The sequence below is a fragment of the Mycobacterium sp. MS1601 genome (assembly GCF_001984215.1).
Classification (GTDB): Bacteria; Actinomycetota; Actinomycetes; order Mycobacteriales; family Mycobacteriaceae; genus Mycobacterium.
Window position 1 is genome coordinate 4505862 of the sequence record NZ_CP019420.1, and the last position, 21139, is coordinate 4527000.

The 21139-nt window shown below is 63.7% G+C and carries 17 protein-coding genes, 1 tRNA gene and 2 pseudogenes; 13 read left to right on the top strand and 7 right to left on the bottom strand.

All coding sequences use genetic code 11. The features are described 5' to 3' along the window. Nucleotides 1-26 precede the first annotated feature (26 nt). From BVC93_RS34795 to BVC93_RS21785, 3 genes and pseudogenes are all read right to left on the bottom strand, one after another. Nucleotides 27-131 (bottom strand): annotated as a pseudogene (locus BVC93_RS34795) (zinc ribbon domain-containing protein); the annotation flags it as partial. Beyond that, a complete protein-coding gene (locus tag BVC93_RS21780; RefSeq protein WP_083739282.1) occupies nucleotides 128-1252 on the bottom strand; it encodes a thiolase C-terminal domain-containing protein in 1125 nt (374 codons plus the stop codon). The gene BVC93_RS21780 and the pseudogene BVC93_RS34795, both read right to left, overlap by 4 nt. A 7-nt stretch (nucleotides 1253-1259) precedes the next feature. Continuing rightward, a complete protein-coding gene (locus BVC93_RS21785; RefSeq protein ID WP_083741228.1) occupies nucleotides 1260-2033 on the bottom strand; it encodes an enoyl-CoA hydratase/isomerase family protein in 774 nt (257 codons plus the stop codon). Between the two features lie 243 nt (nucleotides 2034-2276). Here BVC93_RS21785 and BVC93_RS21790 point away from each other — a divergent pair, with 243 nt between their 5' ends. From BVC93_RS21790 to cofC, 9 genes and pseudogenes are all read left to right on the top strand, one after another. Continuing rightward, nucleotides 2277-4103: a GAF domain-containing protein gene (locus tag BVC93_RS21790; protein ID WP_083739283.1), complete on the top strand. Its 1827-nt coding sequence runs from the start codon at nucleotides 2277-2279 to the stop codon at nucleotides 4101-4103. Between the two features lie 159 nt (nucleotides 4104-4262). Next, the gene (locus tag BVC93_RS21795; RefSeq protein ID WP_083739284.1) at nucleotides 4263-5201 is read left to right on the top strand and encodes an alpha/beta hydrolase; all 939 of its coding nucleotides are present in this window, start codon (nucleotides 4263-4265) and stop codon (nucleotides 5199-5201) included. A 219-nt stretch (nucleotides 5202-5420) separates the two neighbouring features. After that, complete coding sequence (locus BVC93_RS21800) at nucleotides 5421-6908, top strand: aldehyde dehydrogenase (protein ID WP_083739285.1); 1488 nt, start codon at nucleotides 5421-5423, stop codon at nucleotides 6906-6908. 27 nt (nucleotides 6909-6935) lie between these two features. Beyond that, nucleotides 6936-8168, top strand: a complete 1233-nt coding sequence (locus BVC93_RS21805; RefSeq protein ID WP_083739286.1) for an acyl-CoA dehydrogenase family protein — start codon at nucleotides 6936-6938, stop codon at nucleotides 8166-8168. Nucleotides 8169-8177: 9 nt separating this feature from the next. Continuing rightward, complete coding sequence (locus tag BVC93_RS21810; protein WP_083739287.1) at nucleotides 8178-9254, top strand: acyl-CoA dehydrogenase family protein; 1077 nt, start codon at nucleotides 8178-8180, stop codon at nucleotides 9252-9254. A gap of 127 nt (nucleotides 9255-9381) precedes the next feature. Further along, nucleotides 9382-10980: an AMP-binding protein gene (locus BVC93_RS21815; RefSeq protein ID WP_192860057.1), complete on the top strand. Its 1599-nt coding sequence runs from the start codon at nucleotides 9382-9384 to the stop codon at nucleotides 10978-10980. Then, on the top strand, nucleotides 10973-11812 hold the full coding sequence (locus BVC93_RS21820) for an enoyl-CoA hydratase-related protein (RefSeq protein ID WP_083739289.1): 840 nt from the start codon (nucleotides 10973-10975) through the stop codon (nucleotides 11810-11812). Before BVC93_RS21815 ends, BVC93_RS21820 begins: the two co-directional genes overlap by 8 nt. A 4-nt stretch (nucleotides 11813-11816) precedes the next feature. Further along, nucleotides 11817-14401, top strand: a pseudogene (locus tag BVC93_RS21825) (bifunctional FO biosynthesis protein CofGH). Next, on the top strand, nucleotides 14385-15071 hold the full coding sequence (gene cofC, locus BVC93_RS21830) for a 2-phospho-L-lactate guanylyltransferase (protein ID WP_083739290.1): 687 nt from the start codon (nucleotides 14385-14387) through the stop codon (nucleotides 15069-15071). The pseudogene BVC93_RS21825 and the gene cofC overlap by 17 nt, the downstream one beginning before the upstream one ends. A 77-nt stretch (nucleotides 15072-15148) precedes the next feature. On the opposite strand, the gene BVC93_RS21835 is transcribed toward cofC, so the two are convergent. Next, nucleotides 15149-15427: an STAS domain-containing protein gene (locus BVC93_RS21835; RefSeq protein WP_236950060.1), complete on the bottom strand. Its 279-nt coding sequence runs from the start codon at nucleotides 15425-15427 to the stop codon at nucleotides 15149-15151. Nucleotides 15428-15672: 245 nt separating this feature from the next. Then, nucleotides 15673-16284, bottom strand: a complete 612-nt coding sequence (locus tag BVC93_RS21840) for a TetR family transcriptional regulator (RefSeq protein WP_236950061.1) — start codon at nucleotides 16282-16284, stop codon at nucleotides 15673-15675. A 112-nt stretch (nucleotides 16285-16396) separates the two neighbouring features. Here BVC93_RS21840 and BVC93_RS21845 point away from each other — a divergent pair, with 112 nt between their 5' ends. The 3 genes from BVC93_RS21845 to BVC93_RS21855 all read left to right on the top strand — a co-directional run bounded on the left by BVC93_RS21845 (nucleotide 16397) and on the right by BVC93_RS21855 (nucleotide 18990). Continuing rightward, nucleotides 16397-17455, top strand: a complete 1059-nt coding sequence (locus BVC93_RS21845; RefSeq protein ID WP_083739293.1) for a DmpA family aminopeptidase — start codon at nucleotides 16397-16399, stop codon at nucleotides 17453-17455. Next, nucleotides 17452-18858 (top strand): APC family permease, encoded by a 1407-nt coding sequence (locus tag BVC93_RS21850; RefSeq protein ID WP_083739294.1) that lies wholly within the window; start codon nucleotides 17452-17454, stop codon nucleotides 18856-18858. The genes BVC93_RS21845 and BVC93_RS21850 overlap by 4 nt, the downstream gene beginning before the upstream one ends. 58 nt (nucleotides 18859-18916) lie before the next feature. Continuing rightward, a tRNA-Ile gene (locus BVC93_RS21855) sits at nucleotides 18917-18990 on the top strand. Nucleotides 18991-19038: 48 nt separating this feature from the next. Here BVC93_RS21855 and BVC93_RS33810 read toward each other — a convergent pair. Both BVC93_RS33810 and BVC93_RS21865 read right to left on the bottom strand, forming a co-directional pair. Beyond that, the gene (locus BVC93_RS33810) at nucleotides 19039-19407 is read right to left on the bottom strand and encodes a CDGP domain-containing protein (RefSeq protein WP_236950062.1); all 369 of its coding nucleotides are present in this window, start codon (nucleotides 19405-19407) and stop codon (nucleotides 19039-19041) included. A gap of 431 nt (nucleotides 19408-19838) precedes the next feature. Beyond that, nucleotides 19839-20156 carry a DUF6319 family protein gene (locus tag BVC93_RS21865; protein WP_157517267.1) on the bottom strand — a complete coding sequence of 106 codons (318 nt, stop codon included), beginning with the start codon at nucleotides 20154-20156 and terminating at the stop codon, nucleotides 19839-19841. Nucleotides 20157-20711: 555 nt separating this feature from the next. On the opposite strand from BVC93_RS21865, the gene BVC93_RS21870 reads away from it, so the two are divergent. Beyond that, complete coding sequence (locus tag BVC93_RS21870; RefSeq protein ID WP_083739296.1) at nucleotides 20712-20984, top strand: hypothetical protein; 273 nt, start codon at nucleotides 20712-20714, stop codon at nucleotides 20982-20984. Nucleotides 20985-21139: the final 155 nt, after the last annotated feature.

A 21139-nucleotide genomic window follows, 5' to 3' on the forward strand; every position in this document is an offset into this window, starting at 1 on the left:
CATTCTTCCCGCGCGGGCAGCCAGGCATGCTCGCACTGTGAACAGCGCTGAAAAAGCAGGCGTCCCTCGGCCAGACCGGTCCAGTAGGGCTCGGTCAGGGGTGTGATCTCCGGAAGTGGTGCCTCGATCACCGGTCACCCAGAATGAGGGTCGAATGGGTCGTCATGATTCCTCCCTGATTACTGATGATGCAGGTCGAGGCGTCTGAGACCTGTGCGGTGGAGGTGGCCCTCAGCTGGCGGACGCCTTCGATGACAAGTTGCATTCCCGGCATTCCTGTTTCGGAAAGCAGGCCGCCGCTGGTGTTGATCGGTAGTGTCCCACCGCGCTCGATGGCGCCGTCGCGCACGAACTTGCCGCCCTCACCTTTGGCACAGAATCCGTAGTCCTCCAGGGTCATCAGCGGCGCGATCGTGAAACAGTCGTAGAGCTGGGCGACGTCGATGTCGGCGGGCGTCATACGTGCCATCTCGAACGCCGTGCGCGCTGATATGGCCGCAGCGGTTGTCGTCAGGTCGGGTCGCTGCGCGACATCCCATGACGTCTGACCTTGGCCGAATCCAAGGATGGGTACGCCGTGGGCGCCGAGTGCTGTTGCGCGTGTGCTGCTCATCAGCACGACCGCCGCGCCTCCGTCGGAAATGAGGCAACAATCGTCGCGGCGCAGCGGATCGACGACGAGTCGGGACTGCTCGTATTCCGCGAGTGAGAGCGGTTTACGCAATTGGGCATGCGGGTTGAGCGCCCCATGCGCACGGGATGCGACAGCGATGGCACCCAGATCCAAATCGCTTGTCCCGTACTGCTCCATATGCCTGCGTGCAATCATGGCGTAGCCGGCGGGCGTCCCGAACCAGCCGTACACGGCGTCGTCTCCCCAGCCTTTCTCATAGGCTTGGCGTGTCCCGGTGCGGGGATTGTCGGCGATGGTGACCAGCGCCACCTCGCATTGCCCGTGCTCAATAGCCATTGCGGCGTAAGAGATCATCGAAATGTTGGTGGCACCGCCCTGGTCCCACACACCACCGATGCGCGGGTGCAACCCGAGCGCCTCAGCGATTGTCTGTCCGTACATCATGCGGTACTGGGATGTCGGATACTTGACGAAAACAGCGTCCACGGCCTCCTTTTCGATACCCGCATCCGCCATGGCCTTTCTCGAGGCTTCGACGTTCAGCGACGTCGTTGAGCGGCCTGGAAGCTTGCCGTAGGCGGTGTGCCCGATACCGGCGATGACGATGTTGCCGCGCATGGAATCCTCAGCGACCGGTGAAGTTGGGGGAGCGCTTCTCGGCGAAGGCTCTCGGGCCTTCGAGCGCATCCTCGGTATAGCGGAGCAGTTTGAGCATGGCTTCTTCCATCCGCAGGCCGGTGGCCCGATCCACGTCGCGGGACCGCAGCGCCAGCTCTTTGGTGGCCTGAACCGCCAGGGGGGCATTGGTGCTGATTTGTTCGGCGATGGCGAGCGCTTCATCGAGGAGGTTGGGCGGATCGACAACTTTGTTGATCACGCCCCATCGCAACGCGGTATCGGCATCGAAGGTGTTCCCGGTGAGCAGCAACTCCATTGCCACCGCGTGGGGCATCTGCTCGATGAGGCGCTGCGTGCCACCGTTGGCAGCCAGCACGCCGCGCTTGACCTCGCCCAGACCGAACGACGCCGAATGGGTGGCGATACGAATATCGGTGGCCAGCATCAGAGTCAGCCCGCCGCCGAGGCAGTGACCGTTGACGGCGGCGATCACGGGCTTCCACATCTCGATGCCCCGGTTAAGCAGCTGCCCCTGCTGGGTGAGCCAGAAATCTGACAGGTCAGTGGTGGTGCCGAGGAAACTCTTCAGATCGGCACCGGTACTGAAGGCTCGGTCCCCGGCGCCGGTGACGATGGCAACCCGGATCTTCGGGTTGTCACGGATGTCCGCCCACGCGTCGGAGAGTCCTTGATAGTCGGCTGCATCCATGGCGTTGAGCCGATGCGGACTGTTGAGGGTGACCAGCGCGATGTGGTCAGTGACCTCGAGATCGATTGCCATATCCTCCAACTCCAGCTCGGTTGGCGCCGACGGTACGGAGAACTTCTCGCGAAGGCGCAGCGCGTCACTACGGGTGTTGTGGGAATCTCCACCCAGCTCCGTCAGAGTGACTAGCGGAAACCACCGGTGAGCGGCCCGCCGGATCACACGTCCACTGGTGTGTACGTCAACTCATTGACGCTTTAATGTGTCGTGGGTCATACTCTGGGCCTCGTACCGCTGTAGACCGAAGGATCTGTGTAGATGACTGTGGTCGTACCCGTGTACCGCACCAGCGAACGGGCCGATGTTCTCCCTTCTGTCATCGAAGGCGTGAACTCCATCGCCGAGGCCGCGCACGAGGCCGCTGATTTCGCTACGGTGCTCCGCAGGGTGGCGCAGGTATTTGCAGCGTCTACGGGTGTGAGCCGGTGCTCACTGCGGCTTCCGGATCCCTCGTCATCGGGCTATCGGCTTGCCCTCTCGCTGGGTAAGTCGGATTACACCGCGCAAGGGCAGCGAATGTTGGATGGCTCGGACCCCTTCTCTGCGGAGGTTCTCGCCCGCCGAGCCCCAGTTGTTGTGGAAGACACCCGCGGTGATCCACGGATGTCTCCTATCGCCCGCGCTTCCACGGCGCTCGGCGTCTACTCGATGATCGGCGTTCCGATCATGTTCGGCGAGAAAACCGTCGCTTTGGCCTTCCTCGACAATGAGTTCGAACAGGTGACCTATTCGCAGTGGCAGATAGAGGCCGCGCGCCAGCTGGGAGCGCTGTGCGGTTCGGCATTGGTGTCGGCATCGGTGCTGATCGAACGCAAGGACGCGCTGCAGTGCGCGCGTAAGGAGAACGAGGCACTGCGGCGGCTGGCTCGCCTGGAATCTCTTCTAGAGGGAGTGACGTCGGAGGGGTTGGCGCCGCCACTGTGTGCGCGTAATGCCGCTCGACTCCTCGGTCGCCCCGTCTCGTTGTACAACTGGGCGTGGAGGACGGTCGGGACAGCAGGCGTCAAGGGTGTGCCACTGGATCTCGGCAGCAAGGCTGTCCGTTCGCACCCAAAGATCGCCGCTGAGCTGGAGCACGTGCGCCGCGGTCAGACCCGCATCGTTGGTCCGCTACCCGCGATCGGCGTGCACTCAAAGAGCATCATCGCCCCAGTGGGCCTGGGCGCCGAGAACTGGGGCGTTCTGGTCGTTCATGAGGCCGGCAAGACGTTCCAGCCCTTCGAAACCGAGGTATCAGCACGCGTTGCGACGCGGTACGGCGGAAGCCTGGCAATCGCTGGCCACGGCGCAACCACGGTGGCGGCGCTGCGCTCAGCTGTCGCCCAGGACATCGTGGGCGGAGACACCGACGACGCCGGACTGGAGGGTCGCGCCCAGGCGGCGGGTTTCGATCCTGATACGGCGCGCATCCTGGTCCTGTTCGAACCGCTGTCGGCGGAGCTGCGACCGGCGGCGGTGGAATGCCTTACTGACTCAATGAGCACGGTGTTGGGTCCCGTTGTCGCCGTTCCGTGCGTGAACAGAGCTGGTCTGGCTGTCCTTGCCACGGCGCCGTCGGCGTCGCGCGACCTCGCCGCTGCCCTCAGCGACATCTTGGAGAGTCAGCCAATGCTTGCCGACGTGTCGGCAGTGATTTCGGGGCCCTTCACGGCACTGGGTGCGACTATGGAAGCCAATGCAGAGTGCCAACAGGCGATGCGTTGTGTTCATCGCTTCCGGCACCTTAAATTTCCCCGAGTAGCCAGGGTGTCCGACTTCGGGCCGGCTCTGCCCTTCATGGCGTCAGCAGACGTCCACGAAGTCCGCGCGTTTGCCCGTAAACAGATACAGGGCCTCGACGGAGCTGCGGGTGAAGACGACCTTCTGGTGACCCTGCAGGTATTCGTGGAGTCCTTCAACGTACGACGGTGCGCGCGCGCGTTGAGCGTGCACGAAAACACCGTGCGCTACAGGCTCGCCCGCATCGAAAAATTAACGGGACTCGATCTCCTCAACGACCCCGGGGGACAGCTGCGCGCCGAGCTCACCGTTTCGGCCATGCGTCTCGTAGGCGACCTGCCCTGGACGTCTCCCTGCGCGGGGTGAGACCGCGCCTGGCGCGAGGGAACGCGGTTTGGAGTTTTCCACAGCGCGTCTGGTAATCCGCGCCGGTTGTCGCGCCCGCTACGTAGCGTTGGCGGTGAGCACTCGCGCCGGGACTGTGAGGCGACGGTGCCGCTCACCTCCTTCGACCCGAAAGAACCGATGAGTGCAGCGTCCGAATTGCCCTCAGCAGCCATGGATCCTGACGCCGAAGCCGTTGTCGCCGCACGTGCGAAGATGCCTGCGGCGAATCTCGAACAGTTGAGGCTGAAGTACGCGACCGCCGGACGACTATTCGCACCACCGGTGCCAGCACGCATGACGACCGACGACATCCACATCGACATGCAGTCCCGCGGATTCGTGAGAGCTCGGCTCTACACGCCTGCAGACGTGAGCACAGCCGGTCTACTTGTGTGGGCGCACGGTGGAGGATGGATCTCCGGGTCCGTCGCGGGATTCGACGGAACGGCGGCAGCCCTTGCCACCGCCAGTCACACCAGAACACTGTCGATCGACTACTCACTGGCGCCGGAAGCCCCTTTCCCGCGTGCAGTCGACGAAGTTCGCGCCGTCATCGACTGGACGCAAACCACAGCGGGTACAACCGCTCTCGGGCATCGCCTTGACCGCGTCGTGGTCGGCGGCGACAGTGCCGGCGGCAACCTGGTCACCCTGGCGGCCGCATCCGCCAGCGGGCCCATGCCGCTGGCAGGACAGGTGCTGGCGTACCCGGTGACGAATCACTCGGTACCGGACGTCACGCCGAATGTCTACTCACCTACATTGACTGCCGAGGCGCTGTCCACCTGTTGGCGGCTTTACCTCGGGAATGCTGAAACGGCAGCGCCCCAGCTCTTCTCACCGCTGCACCAAGAGCTGAGCCGTCTGCCCCCCACGCTGATCGTGTTGGCCGGTCTGGACATACTCCACCGCGACGGAGTGTCGTACGGGAACGCGCTGAACGCTTCGGGCGTCAGTACCCGGCTCGCCACGTACCCGACCATGCCACACGGCTTCCTGGAATGGGCCGACAAGGTGCGTGCCAGCCGGCACGCTCTTGCGCATATTGGGAAGTTCGTACTCAGCCGCGCGACATGAGCCCGAGGTGGTCAGCTCACACCTCACAGCGCCAGTAACGCCGATCTGGTCATTGGAATGCCCCACAAGCGCGGCCGCGGTGGTGAGCGGGATCCGACGCGCAGCGCCCTAGCGTTGGTGGGGCACACCGACTTCTGGAGGAACCACTATGGCCGCGCTCGTCGCTGACAGGCCAACACCGAAGGTGTTGCACGGACGAAGGAACTCTGGAGTGATGGGATGACCGTTACGCCGGAAAGCCTGCCGCTGTACGAGTTGTTCATCGATGGAGAATTCACCGCGTCATCGACCGGAGCCATCTATGAGTCTGAGGATCCGTACGCGTGCCGCAGTTGGGCGCGAGTCGCCGATGCCAGCAGCGCGGATGTCGACCGTGCGGTGGCGGCGGCGCGCATGTCGCTGGCCGGGGAATGGGGACGGACACCGGGTCACGAGCGCGCCCGCCTGATGCTGCGTCTGGCCGATATCGTCGAGCGCGACGCTCACGACCTGGCCGAGATCGAAACCCGTGACAATGGCAAGCCCTACCGGGACGCGAACGCACAATCGGCCTACGTTGCCACCTGGCTGCGGTACTTCGCCGGCCATGCCGACAAGATCGAAGGTCGGTCCTTCCAGGAGGCGCATCCCAACTTTCACGTCTACTCCCTGCGACAACCGGTCGGAGTGGTCGCCGCAGTCCTGCCGTGGAACGCGCCCCTGATCCTGCTGGCTTTCAAGCTGGCGCCGGCGCTTGCGGCGGGGTGCACGTTCGTGGCCAAGCCGTCGGAGTTCACGCCCGCATCAACACTCGCTTTCGCCGCCCGAGTTCAGGAAGCGGGCTTTCCCCCGGGCGTATTCAACGTCCTGACCGGGCAGTCGCGGGACGTAGGTGCACGTCTTGTGTCCCATCCCGATGTCGACAAGGTGGCATTCACCGGCTCCACACGGACCGGCGTAGCCGTCGCGCAGGCCGCCTTGGGTCATCTGGCCGCAGTGACTCTCGAATTAGGTGGCAAGTCACCCCAGGTCGTCTTCGCCGACGCCGATCTGGACCAGGCCACCAACGGCGTGGTGGCGGGCGTGTTCGCAGCCTCTGGCCAGTTCTGCACTGCGGGATCACGAGTACTCGTACATCGCAGGATCTATGACGAGTTCGCTCACCGCCTGGCCGCCAGGGCCGCGACGATCACTATCGGCGATCCCAGCGATCCCGCCACCGATATCGGTCCCATATCCACCGCTCCCCAGTTCGCGCGGGTATCGCAGATCCTGTCTGCAGCCGTCGACGATGGTGCGCAGATCTCGCCCGGCGGGGGCCTGGACCCGACTGTGGGCAAGTACTTCGTCCGTCCGGCCGTCTTGACCGGAGTCACGCCGACGATGGCGGTGATGCAGGAAGAGGTCTTCGGTCCGGTGGTGGGCTTGCTTCCGTTCGACACCGAAGAAGAGGCGATCCGGCTTGCCAACGACACGCCTTACGGTTTGGCGGCCGGTGTATGGACCAGCGACGTTCGCCGGGCTCATCGGTGCGCCGCTGCACTCAAGGCCGGAACGGTGTGGGTAAATGCCTACCGCACCAACGCCCCCGGGGTGCCATTCGGTGGAATGAAGGCCAGTGGACTCGGACGCGAGAACGGGCAGGAGGCGCTCGATTCCTACCTCGAAACGAAATCGGTGTGGATCGAACTCGCCGGCGAAACCCGTGACCCCTTCCGTATCGGCTGATCTGCCCATCGAGCGAGGAGAAGACCTGTGGATTTAGGTATTTCGGATGCCGCGGGGCAGCTGCGCTCCGAGGTTCGCGCCTTCATCGGCGCCCATGTCGGTGCCGACTGGGCCGGCGAGGGCGCGCTCGACCCAGCGGCGGCGCAGGAGTTCAGGACCGCGTGGCGGGCGGCGCTGGTTGAGCACAACTTTCTGGCTCCGCACTGGCCCACCGCCTATGGCGGTCGGGGCTTGGGTCCTGTCGAGTATTCGATTGTGATCGAAGAGTTCGTCGGCGCTGGCGTGCCGCAGTACCCGGCCACCAACGACGGGATCGGGATCACCCTCCTCGGGCCCGCGGTGCTGGCCTGGGGGACCGAGGAGCAGAAGCAACGTTTCCTGCCGGCGACATTGAGCGGTGAGATTCGCTGGGCGCAGGGCTATTCCGAACCGGAGGCGGGATCTGATCTGTTCGGGCTCAGGACTCGTGCGGAGCCGACCGAGGGCGGTTTTACGCTCACCGGTCAGAAAATTTGGCAGACGGCTGGTTTGACCGCCAACTGGATCTTCCTTCTGGCCCGTACGAGCGTAGAAGAACGTAAGTCGCGTGGGCTGTCGTTCCTGGTGGCAGAGCTCGATCAGCCTGGGATTGAGGTGCGGGGCATCCGAAACCTCAATGGCGAGAGTGAATTTTGTGAGGTCTTCTTCAACGGTGCCTTCGCATCGGCCGATGACGTCATCGGCGGCGTGGGAAACGGTGCCAAAGTTGCCCTGACTCTGCTCGGGCATGAGCGGGGCGCCAATGGGCTGTCGCTGGCGCTGGCCAGCCGTATCGAGATCGAGAGGCTGGGCAAGCTCATCACTGCGTGCGGACTCGGCGGTGACGACGAGATTCGTCGCAGGCTGGGTAAGCTGGCGGCCGACGTCGAACTCCAGCGGGCATTCGGTCTGTGGTTGTTGGGTGAAACTGCCAGTAGCACTGAGGTCGGTCCCGTCTCGTCGATCGTGAAACTGCGTGTGTCGCAGCATCGTCAGCGCGTTCATGAACTGGCGATCGATGTGCTGGGCGCTACGGCCAACAATTTGACTGGCCACCCGGGACTGGAGAATCTGCGCGCGCAGCCTCTGGGGACAGATCCGCTGTCCACCACGACGTGGGCAAGAGATTTCCTGTTCACCCGCGCGGCAACGATCTACGGCGGTTCTGAACAAATCCAGAAGAACACAATCGGTGAGCAGCTGCTGGGGCTTCCCCGCGAGCCGGTCGCCGCGAAAGGCTGACCGAACGCGATGAACCTCGATCCGAACGATGAACAGCGGGCTCTCAGCGGTGCGCTCCGTCAGTTCCTCGATGCCGCAGACCCTCTCGCAACAGTCCGCGAAAGTGGCTCGACGGAGGGCCCGTTCGATGCCAAGATCTGGCGTCGCCTGGCTACGGAGATCGGCCTGCACGGAATGCTGCTACCCGATGCGGTCGGCGGTTCCGACGGCGACCTTCTCGACACGGTGGCCACTTTCGAAGAACTTGGCCGGTACCTTCTCGCGGGGCCCTACCTCGCATCTCTGGTGCAGGCGCCGATCTTGCTGGCAGCCTCCGCAGACGATGAAGGTGCGAACATTTCGGCCCGTCTCGCAAGCGGGGAGCTCGTTGTGTCGGTCTCGGCGAACAAGGCTGACGGTGTAGAGCTAGGTACGCACTCGCCGGGACCGACAACCGTGAGCGGAGCCGTAGGTCCCATTCCCTACGCTGAAGACGCTCAGCTCTTACTGCTGGTCACCGGCGCCGATGAACTTGTTGCGGTGCAACTGGGTTCGCAGTTGTCCCTGCACACTCACGAATCGATCGATCCGACCCAGAGGTTCGGTGACGTGATCTTCGACAGAGCCCCCGGATACCTACTGGCGCGTGGGTCTGCAGTGTCTGATGCATACGATCGCTGCGTGGCCTACGCTGCAACTGCTTTGGCCGCCGAGCAGATCGGTGCGGCCCAGAAATGCCTCGAAATGGCGGTGTCCTATGCAAACGGCCGCGTGCAATTCGGGCGGCCGATCGGATCTTTCCAAGCTATCAAGCACCTGCTGTCCGATGTGTTCGTTGAGGTGACGCTGGCTCGACGGGCCACGTGGCTTGCCGCGTGGGAACTCAGCGGCGGAACGGCGTCTCGCGCACCACGCGCTGCGTGGAGCCAGGCTGCCGCTGCGCTGCAGCTGGCCGCAACCACCAGTGTGCAGGTGCACGGCGGCATCGCGATCACCTGGGAGCACGACGCTCATTGGTACCTCAAGAGAGCGGTGGCGACCAAAGCACTGTTCGGGGCGCCGTCGGAGCATTACGACGCATTAGGAGCCGAGCTTGTCCAGTCCTGACCTTCACACCCCGGCGCGGAGGCATCACGCGCACGGCGGACAAGCGGCAGAGTTTCATTTCGCCGATGTGCTCGAAACGATCGCGTGCGACCGTCCGGCCCTGCCGGCATTGATTTCGGGGGAGGTCGTGCGCAGCTGGGGAGAGTTCGACGACCGTGCGTCACGCCTTGCCGGCGTTTTGCACCAGGCCCAGCTCTCGCGGCACGGTGCGGTAGGAATCTGTCTGCGCAACTGCAACGAGTACCTCGAAAGCTACTTCGCCACCTTAAAAGTCAGAGGTGTGCCGATCAGCATCAACTACCGGTACGCAGAGGAGGAGCTGGCGAGCCTCCTGCAAGGTAGCGACTGTGAAGTGCTGGTGTTCGGCGCAGCATTCGCAGAACGGATTCTCGCGATCATAGATCGCATCCCGAGTCTGTCGCTGCTACTGATGGTGCAGGACGGCACCGAGGGAGGGATATCGTCTTTGCCACCAGGGGTTCTCGACTACGAAGACGCCCTCGCGGCTGTGGCTCCGATGACGCCGGTCGAACGCTCCGGCGACGACCCCCTTGTCGTCTACACCGGGGGCACCACCGGGCTGCCCAAAGCGTTGACCTACCCGATGCGTTCCCGCGTGCAGGGAAGGGTCGGCGAGTTTGCCCGGCTGGTCGGGTTGGACGACCCCGGTGCTTCGAGTTTCGCCGCTGCCGCTGAGGCACTGGCCGTGCGAGGGGCAAGCCCGGTCGGGTTACCTGCCTCCCCGCTCATGCACAATGCGGCCCTGGTCACCTGTGCGCTGCCTACCCTGTTGCTCGGCGGCACGGTCGTCACGGTGCCGACCCCCGGATTTGAGGCTGCGGCCATATGGAACGCCGTGGTACATCGGAGCGCCACGTCGATGACCATCGTGGGTGACGCCATGGGCCGCCCACTGCTGCAGGCCCTCGAAGACCGAATCCGACGCGGCGAACAGTCACCGACAAGCTTAAAGACGATCACTTCGACTGGTATGGCCTGGAATTCCGCAACCAAGGCGGGCCTGCTCGCCCATTCCCCGCAGCTGCGGTTGGTGGAGGTGTTCGGGGCAACCGAGGGCCTCATGGGAATGAACATCTGTACCGCCCAGACCGCCAACCCATCAAGCCCCCGATTCACCCCCGTGGCCGGGCTCAGAACTCTGGACGACGACTTCACCGACACCGCACCGGGGGAGCCCGGGCGCATAGCCTTTCCGGTCGCCGATGACGTGTGCTACCGCGATGATCCTCAGAAGACAGCTGAAACTTTCCGCGTGATCGACGGCCGGCGCTATGCGGTGCTGGGTGACCTGGGCCGGCTGCTGACCGACGGGAGGTTGGAACCATTGGGGCGCGGTGGCCAAGTGGTCAATACCGGTGGGGAGAAAGTCTTTCCGGCAGAAGTCGAGGATGTCATACGGAGCCTGGATGCAATCACCGACTGTCTGGTGGTCGGGGTGCCGGACCCCCGCTGGGGTCAACGCCTGGTCGCCGTTGTGTCCCGCAAAGATGACACCCTCAGCGGTGACGACATTCGGACGGCGATCCGATCGCGGCTGGCCGGGTTCAAGGTACCCAAAGACGTGCTGTTCATCCCCGTGGTACCGCGGTTTCCGAACGGAAAGCCCGACCTGCTGCAGGCAACGCACATCGCACAGGCCGCCACCGTCAACGGCGGCCCGACAGACTCAGAATCCCTCCCGATCAGGAGAATTGACCATGAATGACCTGGTGCTCATCGACAACCCGAGGGCTCGCGTGCGGCGCCTCACGCTCAACCGACCGGCCAAGCGCAACGCGATGTCCAACTCCTTGCGCAGCCGAATACTCGAAGAGCTCAGGGCTGCCGACCTCGATGATGACGTTTCTGTCATCGTCATCCGAGGAGCGGGAAAGTGTTGGTCCGCAGGATACGACTTGGCTCAGGATCACTCCGAGCCGCTTTCGCGCCACTCGAATCGCCGTCATGGCCATTGGCCACGACACATCGTCGACGGTTGGATCGATGTGTGGGATTTCGACACTCCCGTCATCGGTCAAGTGCATGGCTACTGCCTTGCCGGCGGCACGGAACTGGCGATGGCGTGCGATCTGGTTTACGTCGCCGACGATGCCATCATCGGCTACCCGCCCGTGCGCGACATCAGCCCTCCCGATATGTGTTGGCAGCCCTGGATCTACGGGTTGCGAAGGGCTATGGAGGCTGTGCTGACCGGAGATTCGGTCTCCGGTACGGAAGCCGCTCAGATGGGGTTCGCCAATCGATCGTTTCCGATCGACGAACTCGAAGAAGCGGTACTGGCGGTGGCCGAGCGGATCAGTTCGGTACCACCGGAGGTCCTGGCGCTTAACAAGCGTGCAGTGCACCGCGCGATGGACGTCATGGGAATCAGAACGTCGCTGCGCGTCACCACGGACTCACAGACAATCGGCGGCATGCTGCCATCGTCGTCGTCGCGCAAGGAAGCCTACCGCGCGGGCGTGACGTCGGCGCTTACCGCCCGTGACGCAGGTTTCGGTGACTACCGTGTGAGTGGAAGTGCCGATAAGGCGCCCTGAACACATGAATCAATCGCAAGCAGGCCAACTGAACTCGGACGCTGCATCACTACGTCGTGCGTTGCGTAGAGCCCGCGACGGAGCAACGCTCGATGCTACCGAGGCTTCGGTTCTCATGGGTGCGCGGGGAAACCAGCTGGAGATGCTGCTCGAGGCCGCATCCGGTGTGCGAGATGCCGGCCTACTCGATGCAGGCCGACCCGGGGTGGTCACCTACTCGCGAAAGGTGTTCATCCCGCTGACCCGGTTGTGCCGCGACCGTTGTCATTACTGCACTTTCGCCACTGTCCCGCATCGCCTACCCGCACCGTTCTTGGAACGAGACGAAGTGCTCGAGATCGCGCGCGTCGGTGCGGCCCATGGCTGCAAAGAGGCGCTGTTCACACTCGGGGACAGGCCGGAAGAGCGATGGCCCGCTGCCCGGACCTGGTTGCGTGACAGGGGTTTCGATACGACACTCGATTACCTCCGGGCATGCGCGATCGCGGTTCTGGAAGGTACGGGGTTACTTCCACACCTCAATCCCGGTGTGTTGAGCTGGGAAGAGCTGTCCCGGCTGAAACCCGTTGCGCCGTCGATGGGGATGATGCTGGAGACGACCGCGACACGATTGTGGTCAACCAAGGGCGGGCCACACTATGGCAGCCCGGACAAGAATCCTGTGGTGCGGTTACGCACGCTCACAGACGCAGGACGGGTCGGAGTTCCCTTCACCACCGGCATTCTGATCGGCATTGGCGAGACTCGAACCGAGCGCGCCGAGTCGCTCTTTGCGATTCGCTCCGCGGCGCGCGCACACGGGCACATTCAAGAAGTGATTGTGCAGAACTTCCGGGCTAAGCCCGACACTGCGATGGCGAACGAACCGGACGCTGCCCTCGAGGAGCTCGCGGCAACGATCGCGGTCGCCAGACTGATACTCGGTCCGAAGATGCGCCTACAGGCACCGCCCAACCTGGTCGGCGACCAGTTTGCGTTGTTGCTGCGCGCAGGAATCGACGACTGGGGTGGTGTCTCGCCTGTCACGTCCGATCACGTAAATCCGGAGAGGCCTTGGCCGGCGATCGACGAACTAGGGGCGCGTTCAGCCGACATGGGCTTCTCGCTGCGGGAGAGGTTGGCCGCGTACCCAGCCTATGTTCTTCAAGGATCGCCATGGATCGATCCGCGCCTGCATCCCCACGTGCAGGCTCTGGCAGATCCCCAGACCGGGCTTGCAGATGAGGCTGCCGTGGTCGCCGGACGTCCCTGGCAGGAACCTGACAACCAGGTCGAATCCAGCGGCCGCATCGACCTGCACCTGAGCATCGACACCAGTGGCCGTAACTCGGATCGGCGAGCGGACTTCTCATCGGTCTATGGCGACTGGGGGAACTGCGCAAGGAGATCAACGCTGCGCAGCACCGAGGGGCACCGCAAACGGTGTCGCCGCAGCGCATGAGCCAGGACGTTCGCGCAGGACTTGCCGTGGCGGAATCCAATCCGGCTGCGCTGCTGGAGGACTCCAACCAGGCGGCAGCGCTGGCGCTGCTGACCGCCGAAGGCCCGGCTCTCGACGAACTCGCTCACCTGGCTGACCAACTTCGGCGCGACGTCGTTGGAGAGGACGTTACCTATGTCGTCAACCGAAACATCAACTTCTCGAATGTGTGTTACGTCGGTTGCCGGTTCTGCGCCTTCGCCCAGCGCGATCGCGACGCCGATGCCTACCGACTCTCACTGCCCGAGATTGCAGCGCGAGCGGTCGAGGCGGCTGCTGACGGGGCTACGGAGGTCTGTATCCAAGGCGGCATCGACCCCCAGTTGCCGGTCACTTTCTACGCGGACATCGTTCGCGCCGTGCGCAACGCGGCGCCAGGTATGCACGTGCATGCGTTCTCCCCGATGGAGATTGTCTCAGCGGCCTCAAAGGCCGCTGTGCCGGTCCGCGAGTGGCTCGCCGAACTCAAGGAGGCTGGCCTCGGGTCGATACCCGGAACGGCGGCCGAGATCCTCGACGACGAGATCCGCTGGATTCTAACGAAGGGGAAACTACCTGCCGCACAATGGATTGACGTGGTATCGACCGCGCACGAGCTAGGGATTCCATCCTCCTCAACGATGATGTACGGCCACGTCGACCGGCCGCAGCATTGGCTCGGGCACCTGCGTGTGCTGGCGCAGGTGCAAGACCGGTCCAGAGAAGCCGGGGCGGCATGGTTCACCGAATTCGTCCCGCTGCCTTTCGTGCATCACAACGCCCCGATCTATCTGGCGGGGATAGCACGTCCGGGACCTTCGGTGCGCGACAATCGTGCGATACATGCCTTCGCGCGACTCGCTCTGCATGGTCGCATCGACCACATTCAGTGCTCATGGGTCAAACTCGGCAACGAGCAGGCTGTCGACATCCTGCGCGGCGGGGCCGACGACATGGGTGGAACCCTGATGGAAGAGACGATCTCGCGGATGGCCGGTTCAGAACACGGTTCGTCGCGCTCTGTTGCCGATCTGACGGCGCTCGCCGCGGCGGCGGGTCGCCCGGTTCGGCAGCGCAACACAACGTATGCGATGGGCCACGAAGTCATCAGTCATGCCCACCACTCATAACGAACCGACGCCGGTGGTTCTCTTGATCCCCGCAAAACCCCTGCACCAAGCAAAGACTCGCCTTCGGACAAGCCTGCATCTACCCGTCGAGGTAGAGAGCCTAGTCGCCGCAATGTTCAACGACACGCTGACCGCGGCCCTCCAGTGTCCCACCGTGGAAAACGTTGTCGTCCTCACCACCGATCCGCGCCTACACGAGAACGCGCGCGACAGCGGCGCGCAAGTATGGGGTAAAGAGAATCCCCAGGCTGGCCTCAACGCCACACTCCGGCGCGCATCATCTGAGTTGCACCGCAGGGGTTCACGAATTGCCGTCATTCCTGCTGATCTACCGGCTCTGCGATCCAACGACCTCGAAGCTGCACTTGTCGCCGCAGGTTCGCACCGTTCTTTCTGTGCTGATCGCCGCCAGGAAGGCACCACGTTGCTGGTCACAGGTGGACGCCAGCTTCATCCGGAGTTCGGGCGGGGCTCCGCGCTCGCGCACGCGCTCTCAGGCGCCAGGGGGCTGGCAGTGGCCGGAGAGTCGTTGCGCACCGATGTCGACACTGCGGAGGACTTGTTAGCGGCCGGAGTGTTGGGACTGGGAGAGCACACCGCAGCGTTGCTCCGAAGTCGGCTTGCGCTCGCCAGCTTCGACCCTTCCGCTGCTCCCTGGCTGGCGCCGTAGCGGAGTCCCAGGGAGCCGCCGCCGAACGTCGATCCAGCCATCCATGTTGGATGCCGGTATCTGACGGTGTGGGCCAGCTAGGCGAGTGCGCCACGCTTCGAGGAGTGCACGTACTCCAGTGCGAGATCGAGCCGCGGGTGCATCGGCATCAACTCGTGTAACCCAACGAGTTTCATCGGACGGCTGGTGGTCGGTCCGTCTGCGACCACGGAGAACGGCAGACGCGGTGATACTCGGTCATGGGTGGCGATGAGGATGGCCATTCCGTGCGATGCGAGGAAGTCGATGTCGGTCAAGTCGACGATCACCGCCGCTGGGTTGTCAGCAAGGGTGTGGGCCAGATGGCGCTCAAGCACAGGTGCCGTCAGTATGTCGAGTACGCCTCGGCAATGGACCACCGCTGTGTTGTCGTACCAGCGGTCTTCGATGACGCAGTGCCTTGGTTCGGATGTGGATGTGATTTGCGAGAACATGAAACGACCTGCTTGCCGTTGTAGTCGACGCTGATCTCGCGGGGCTTGTGCTGAACCAGGCAAGCGATGCGCGTGTTGTACGGCAAGCCTACGCGTCGATGACGCCGCAAACCAGTTTCGGAGGACTTCTAGGCCGTGGCCGGCAATCGGGTGTCGGTGGACAGCTCGGCGTACTGACGCATCAAACGCAAGGCGTCGGCCCGGTTGATCTGCGGATCTCGGGCGACGATTCGGTAACCGAAGTAGTCCTCCATCGACATCAGCGTCATCGCGATGTCGCGTGCGGGCTGGCGCAGGGCGAACGCGCCGGCTTCGGCGCCGGCGGTCAGCAGGTTGGTGTAGAGATCGACCTGGCGGTGGTAGATGCCCTGCACGTCGCGACGCTGGTCCAGTTCGAAACCGGCAGCCAATACCGCTCGCCAGATGGCGCGCCACTCGGCGTCCTCCGGCCCGGTCGGGAGGCCGGCGGCGATGGTCAGTGCTAACTGGGTCGCCACGTCGTCGGTCTGGGTGCCCAGTTCCAGGCGCGCGTCGTAGAAGCGGACATCGGAGCGCAGTGCGAGCTCGGACAGCAGCTCGGCCATGTCTTTGAAGTAGTAGCGCAGTGCGTTGGTGGTCAGGCCCAGTTCGGTGGCGACGTCGGCGAGCTTGAGGGTGGCCAGGTCATGACGCTCGATCAGGGCGATGGCGGCATCGAGGATCTCGCCGCGTCGCTCCACCTGGCGGTTGGGCCGTGCCACGCCTGCTCCTCTCGCTTTCGCACTGATTTTGCCGTTCCTGTTGCGTCCCCGCTCACTCGGGCGCATAGTTCTTTTCCAATTAGGAAAATAACTCCTGAACGAGAAGAAACCAATGCGTGCCAGAGATCTCGGCGTGGTCATCGGGGAGCACCCCACCGGACCGCACAACGCCATCACCGACGTACCCGGCGTCCGCGTCGGCCATACCACCCTGCATGACGACGGCATCAACACCGGAGTCACCGTCGTGGTCCCGCACGACGACATCTGGACCGAGCCATTGTTCGCCGGTTCGCACGTCCTCAACGGCAGCGGTGAACTCACCGGCCTCGAATGGATCCGCGAATCCGGTGAACTCACCACCGCGATCGGCCTCACGAACACCCACAGCGTCGGCGTGGTACGTGATGCGCTGGTAGCCGAACAGGTCCGAGTGCGCGGCGACGGTGCGTACTGGTCGCTGCCGGTGGTAGGGGAGACCTACGACGGATTCCTCAACGACATCAACGGCTTTCACGTCCGTCCCGAACATGTCCGGGCTGCGCTGATGTCGGCTTCCGACGGGCCGGTAGCAGAAGGCAATGTCGGCGGCGGCACCGGGATGATCTGCCATCAGTTCAAAGGCGGCATCGGCACGGCATCGCGGGTGCTCGGTTACACCGTCGGCGTGCTGGTTCAGGCCAATCACGGTCGCCGCGAACGACTTCGGATCAACGGACAACCCGTCACCCAACCGGCTGTCCCGCTGCCGGCACATCCGCCGGGCTTCCAGCCGGGCTCGGGGTCAATCATCGTGGTGGTTGCGACCAACGCCCCACTGTTGCCGCACCAGTGCCAACGACTGGCGCAGCGCACGGCGCTGGCGGTGGGACGTCTGGGCGGCACCGGTGAGCAGTACAGCGGCGACCTGATGCTGGCCTTCTCCACGGGAAACCGCGGAATCCCACCCTACGGCATCGTTTCCGACGTCACCTCGATCCAACCCGAGATCCCGGTGCGCATGGTCGGCCCCGCGCTGATGGATCTGCTGTTCGACCTCACCATCGAGGCCACCGAAGAGGCGATCGTCAACGCCATGGTGGCCGCCAAAACCGTCACCGGCTACCGCGGCTACACCGTGCACGCCATCGACCACCACCAATTGACCGCTCAATTCCAGGAGAACGCATGACAACTCAGACCGAAGGGCGGCGCCTTACCGGGCAGCTGGGCCCCATCGGCATCGTCTTCATGGTGGTGGCCGCGGCCGCCCCGCTGACCGTGATCGGCGGCAACATGCCGCTGGCCATGGGACTGGGCAACGGCGCCGGTGCGCCGGTCGGATTCGTGATCGCCGCGCTGGTACTACTGGTCTTCAGTGTCGGCTTCGTGACGATGACGCCGTATGTGCCCGAGGCTGGGGCGTTCTTCTCCTACGTAACCCTTGGTCTGGGCGACCGGCTGGGCAAGGGCGTGGCGGTGGTGGCGCTGATCGCCTACACCGCCATCCAGATCGGCATCTACGGCTACATCGGCTGGGCCATCGACGACACCGTGCGCTTCTACGGTGGACCAGAATTGCCTTGGCCGCTCTACGCTTTCGCGATCTTGGCGATCGTCGCGGTACTCGGCTACCGACACATCGACCTCAGTGCCAAGGTGCTCGGCATCGCGCTGGCCCTGGAGATCGGCATCGTCGTCGTACTGGATCTGGTGATGGTGGCCAACCCCAGCCCGGCCGGCGTCACGTTCACCTCCTTCACCCCGTCCGTATTCACCCAGGGCACCATCGGCATCGCAATCCTGTTTGCGCTCACCGGATTCATCGGATTCGAAGCCACGGCGGTGTTCCGCGACGAAGCCCGCGATCCCGAGCGCACCATCCCCATCGCCACGTACGCCGCAGTGATCATCATCGGCGCCTTTTACGCCATCACGGTGTGGGCGTTCGTCGTTGCCATCGGTCCCGACAACGTCACGGCCGTGGCCAACCAAACTCTCGACGGTGAGGGCAACATGCTGCTGGACACCACCGAGTCCATGCTGGGCACCATCGGCCGCGACATCGTGAACGTGCTGCTGTTGACCAGCCTGTTCGCCTGCGTGCTGTCATTCCACAACGTGATCGCGCGGTATCAGTTCGTGTTGTCCCGCAAGGGGCTGCTGCCGGCTCGGCTGGGCGCTGTGCATGGCGGGCATCACTCGCCGGCGTTTTCCTCGGTGGCGCAGACGGTGACTGCCGCTCTGATTGTCGGTGTGCTCGCGGTACTCGGGATCGATCCGCTGGTCGGGGTGTTCGGCTCGATGGCCGGCGTAGCCACCGTAGGCATGGTCATCCTCATGCTCACGACGTCCATCGCCGTGCTGGTGTTCTTCCTGCGCAACCGGGACCGGGTGTCGGGTGTGTGGCAGACGAGGATCGCGCCCACCGTGGCCGTGCTGGGGCTGCTGGGCTGTCTGTGGCTGGTGCTGTCCAACTTCACGCTGGTCACCGGCGGTAGCGTCGGGTTGAGCGCGGTGCTGGCGGCCATCCCGTTCCTCGGGTTGGTGGTCGGTGCGCTGGCGTGGAAGCCTTCGACGTCGATCTCGTCCTGAGTGCTTTGGCGCGCGTGCGCGGTCGCATGCGAAGATAGCGGCCGCGCATACGCGCTTGGGGGCGGTAGCTCAGTTGGTTAGAGCCGGGGACTCATAATCCCTTGGTCGCGGGTTCGAGCCCCGCCCGCCCTACAACGCACTACCTGGATGACGGCGTATCGGAGCTTGTGCCGAGGGGTTCTAATTGAAATTTATCGGCGTGAACCCGTTCGCATCGGTGTAGATGGGTGGTAGCCATCCGGGCTCGCCTGGAACCACGGTCGTGGGTGTAACCGGGTATTTCACCTTCTCGAAAATCTGCTCGTCCTGCCAGTATCCGCCGCGGGTGGAACAGCTGTAACTGCCGCAGCTCGTGCTGACCGGCACCTGATGTGCAGGTATCCAGACCATGCGGAAACGCACCCAGCTGCCATCTGGTTGCATCGGTCCGTCGCAGATGCTGCGAGTTTGGGTGCCGAGGAAACCCCAGGGGACGCTTTCACAGCCCGGCTGCACATCTGCGTTTGCAGGCGGACTGCAAAAAGTACCCGCACCACTCAAGATTGCCACAGCGATAGCTAAGTTTCGTTTCACTGATTCGCCTCCCCATCTGGGAATATAAACCTGTGCAACGAGTTTGGCAACGATTTGAGAACAAATAATTGACGTTGGTGAAGAAGTTGCTAGTGGTACTGCTGTGGCGACGGAACCTACTCGCCACTGGACTTCCGGGTGACTTCGGACTGGTGGCGCGCAAGTCAGAACTCCGAGCTAATCATCGCTGGAGAGTGGGGTAGGCCAAGCATCTGGCCGAACTATCGAACTCTCAAAGATGGCACCGATCGACTACCTCCGCGCGGCGGCCGGCCGCCCGATGTATGCGCGTTGTCGAACTGACCCATGAGACGGCCAGTAGGTGGCAGTGGGGTGACCTTGCGCGACTTGTTCTGGTATGCCGCCGAATTGATCGTCGCCAGTTGGTGCGAATCGGATTTTGCCTCTCAGTCCAGGTGGGCCAGCGCCTGTTTGGCGGCGGCAAGTTCGGCCTCCAGCGCAGCAACCTTGGCGGCCTGCTGTGACCGGGCCTCGTCGATGATCTCGTCGATAGGGGTGGATAGATCCTCGTGCAGTTCCTTGGCAGCGCGGGAGACGGCGGCCGCGGCGACGGCGATGTTCCTGGCGAGATAGGTACTGCCCTGCTTGAGGTCGGCGTGCCACTCACCGTCGGCGGTACCGGTGACGGTGAGGGTGAGCTCCAGTGTCTTGGTCTTGCGGGTGGCCCGCTTCTTGGGTTTCTCCTCGGCGACAGATGTGTCCACCGTCGGCGAGGTGTTCTCGGGCTGGGCAGGTGCGACTGCGGTGGCCGGATTGTCGACGGTGATGGTCACAGCGGACTCCTTCTCTAAACTGCCGGTAGATGCCGGATCGATGAGCAGCCGTCATTAGAACAAATGTTCGACGCAGAGGAAAGCTGACGCGCCGACGCTCAGCCGGGTCGTGCTCATGGGCTGCGCGAGCTGCCGCGATCAACAAGCCCAGCGGCGCAGTTCTTCACCACATCGTGGCGTAGTGATATCCGAACATCGGCGCGCAGTGCGGTGCGGGACGGCCGTTGAGCTGATGTCACGGTCGACGTTCCCGGCTTCGAAGAGACCGGCATTCTGAAGTGACAAGTACTCCATCACAACACCATTGAAGTGAGCACGGAGTTGACCAGTGGCCCTACCGCGGGCTGGTCGGGGCGGGCGCCGACGCGGCTCCACCAGATGAATTCGTCTGGCTGATCGAGCGATTCAGCGTGATGGGGACTTTCTTCTCTAGTCCTGGCGGAGCCGTGATCCAAAGATGGTGTCTGACGTTGGAAAGGATGCTCGATGACGGTCAGTGCACGAACCATCGGTATGCCAGGTTGTCTCGAGGCCGCTGCCTGGAGGTTCCTCGAATCCGACTACATCGGTCCCGCGTACGCCGGCTGGCCGATCGAGCGGCGTGTCGAGGTGTTCCTGGCCCGGATGGGTCCGCGCGCGTTGCTCGACGACGGATCGGCCTACGAGGCACTCATCGACCGTGTCCTCGCCAATGTCGGGCGCGCTCGACGTAGGGCAGTTGTGGCTCCCGCCGGCACTGATGCTCCGGCGCCGGGGTGATCTAACCGAAGGCGCACAGCGGTGATAAACCAGCAGCTCCGACAGCGCGAATCGCCTGGCGCATCACCAGACAGGGCAATGGCTTTCGGCCGACGGCCGCAGCGGCACGCGCGACATTTTCCCCTGGCGGTGCGCTGCATCCGGGTTCACTATGG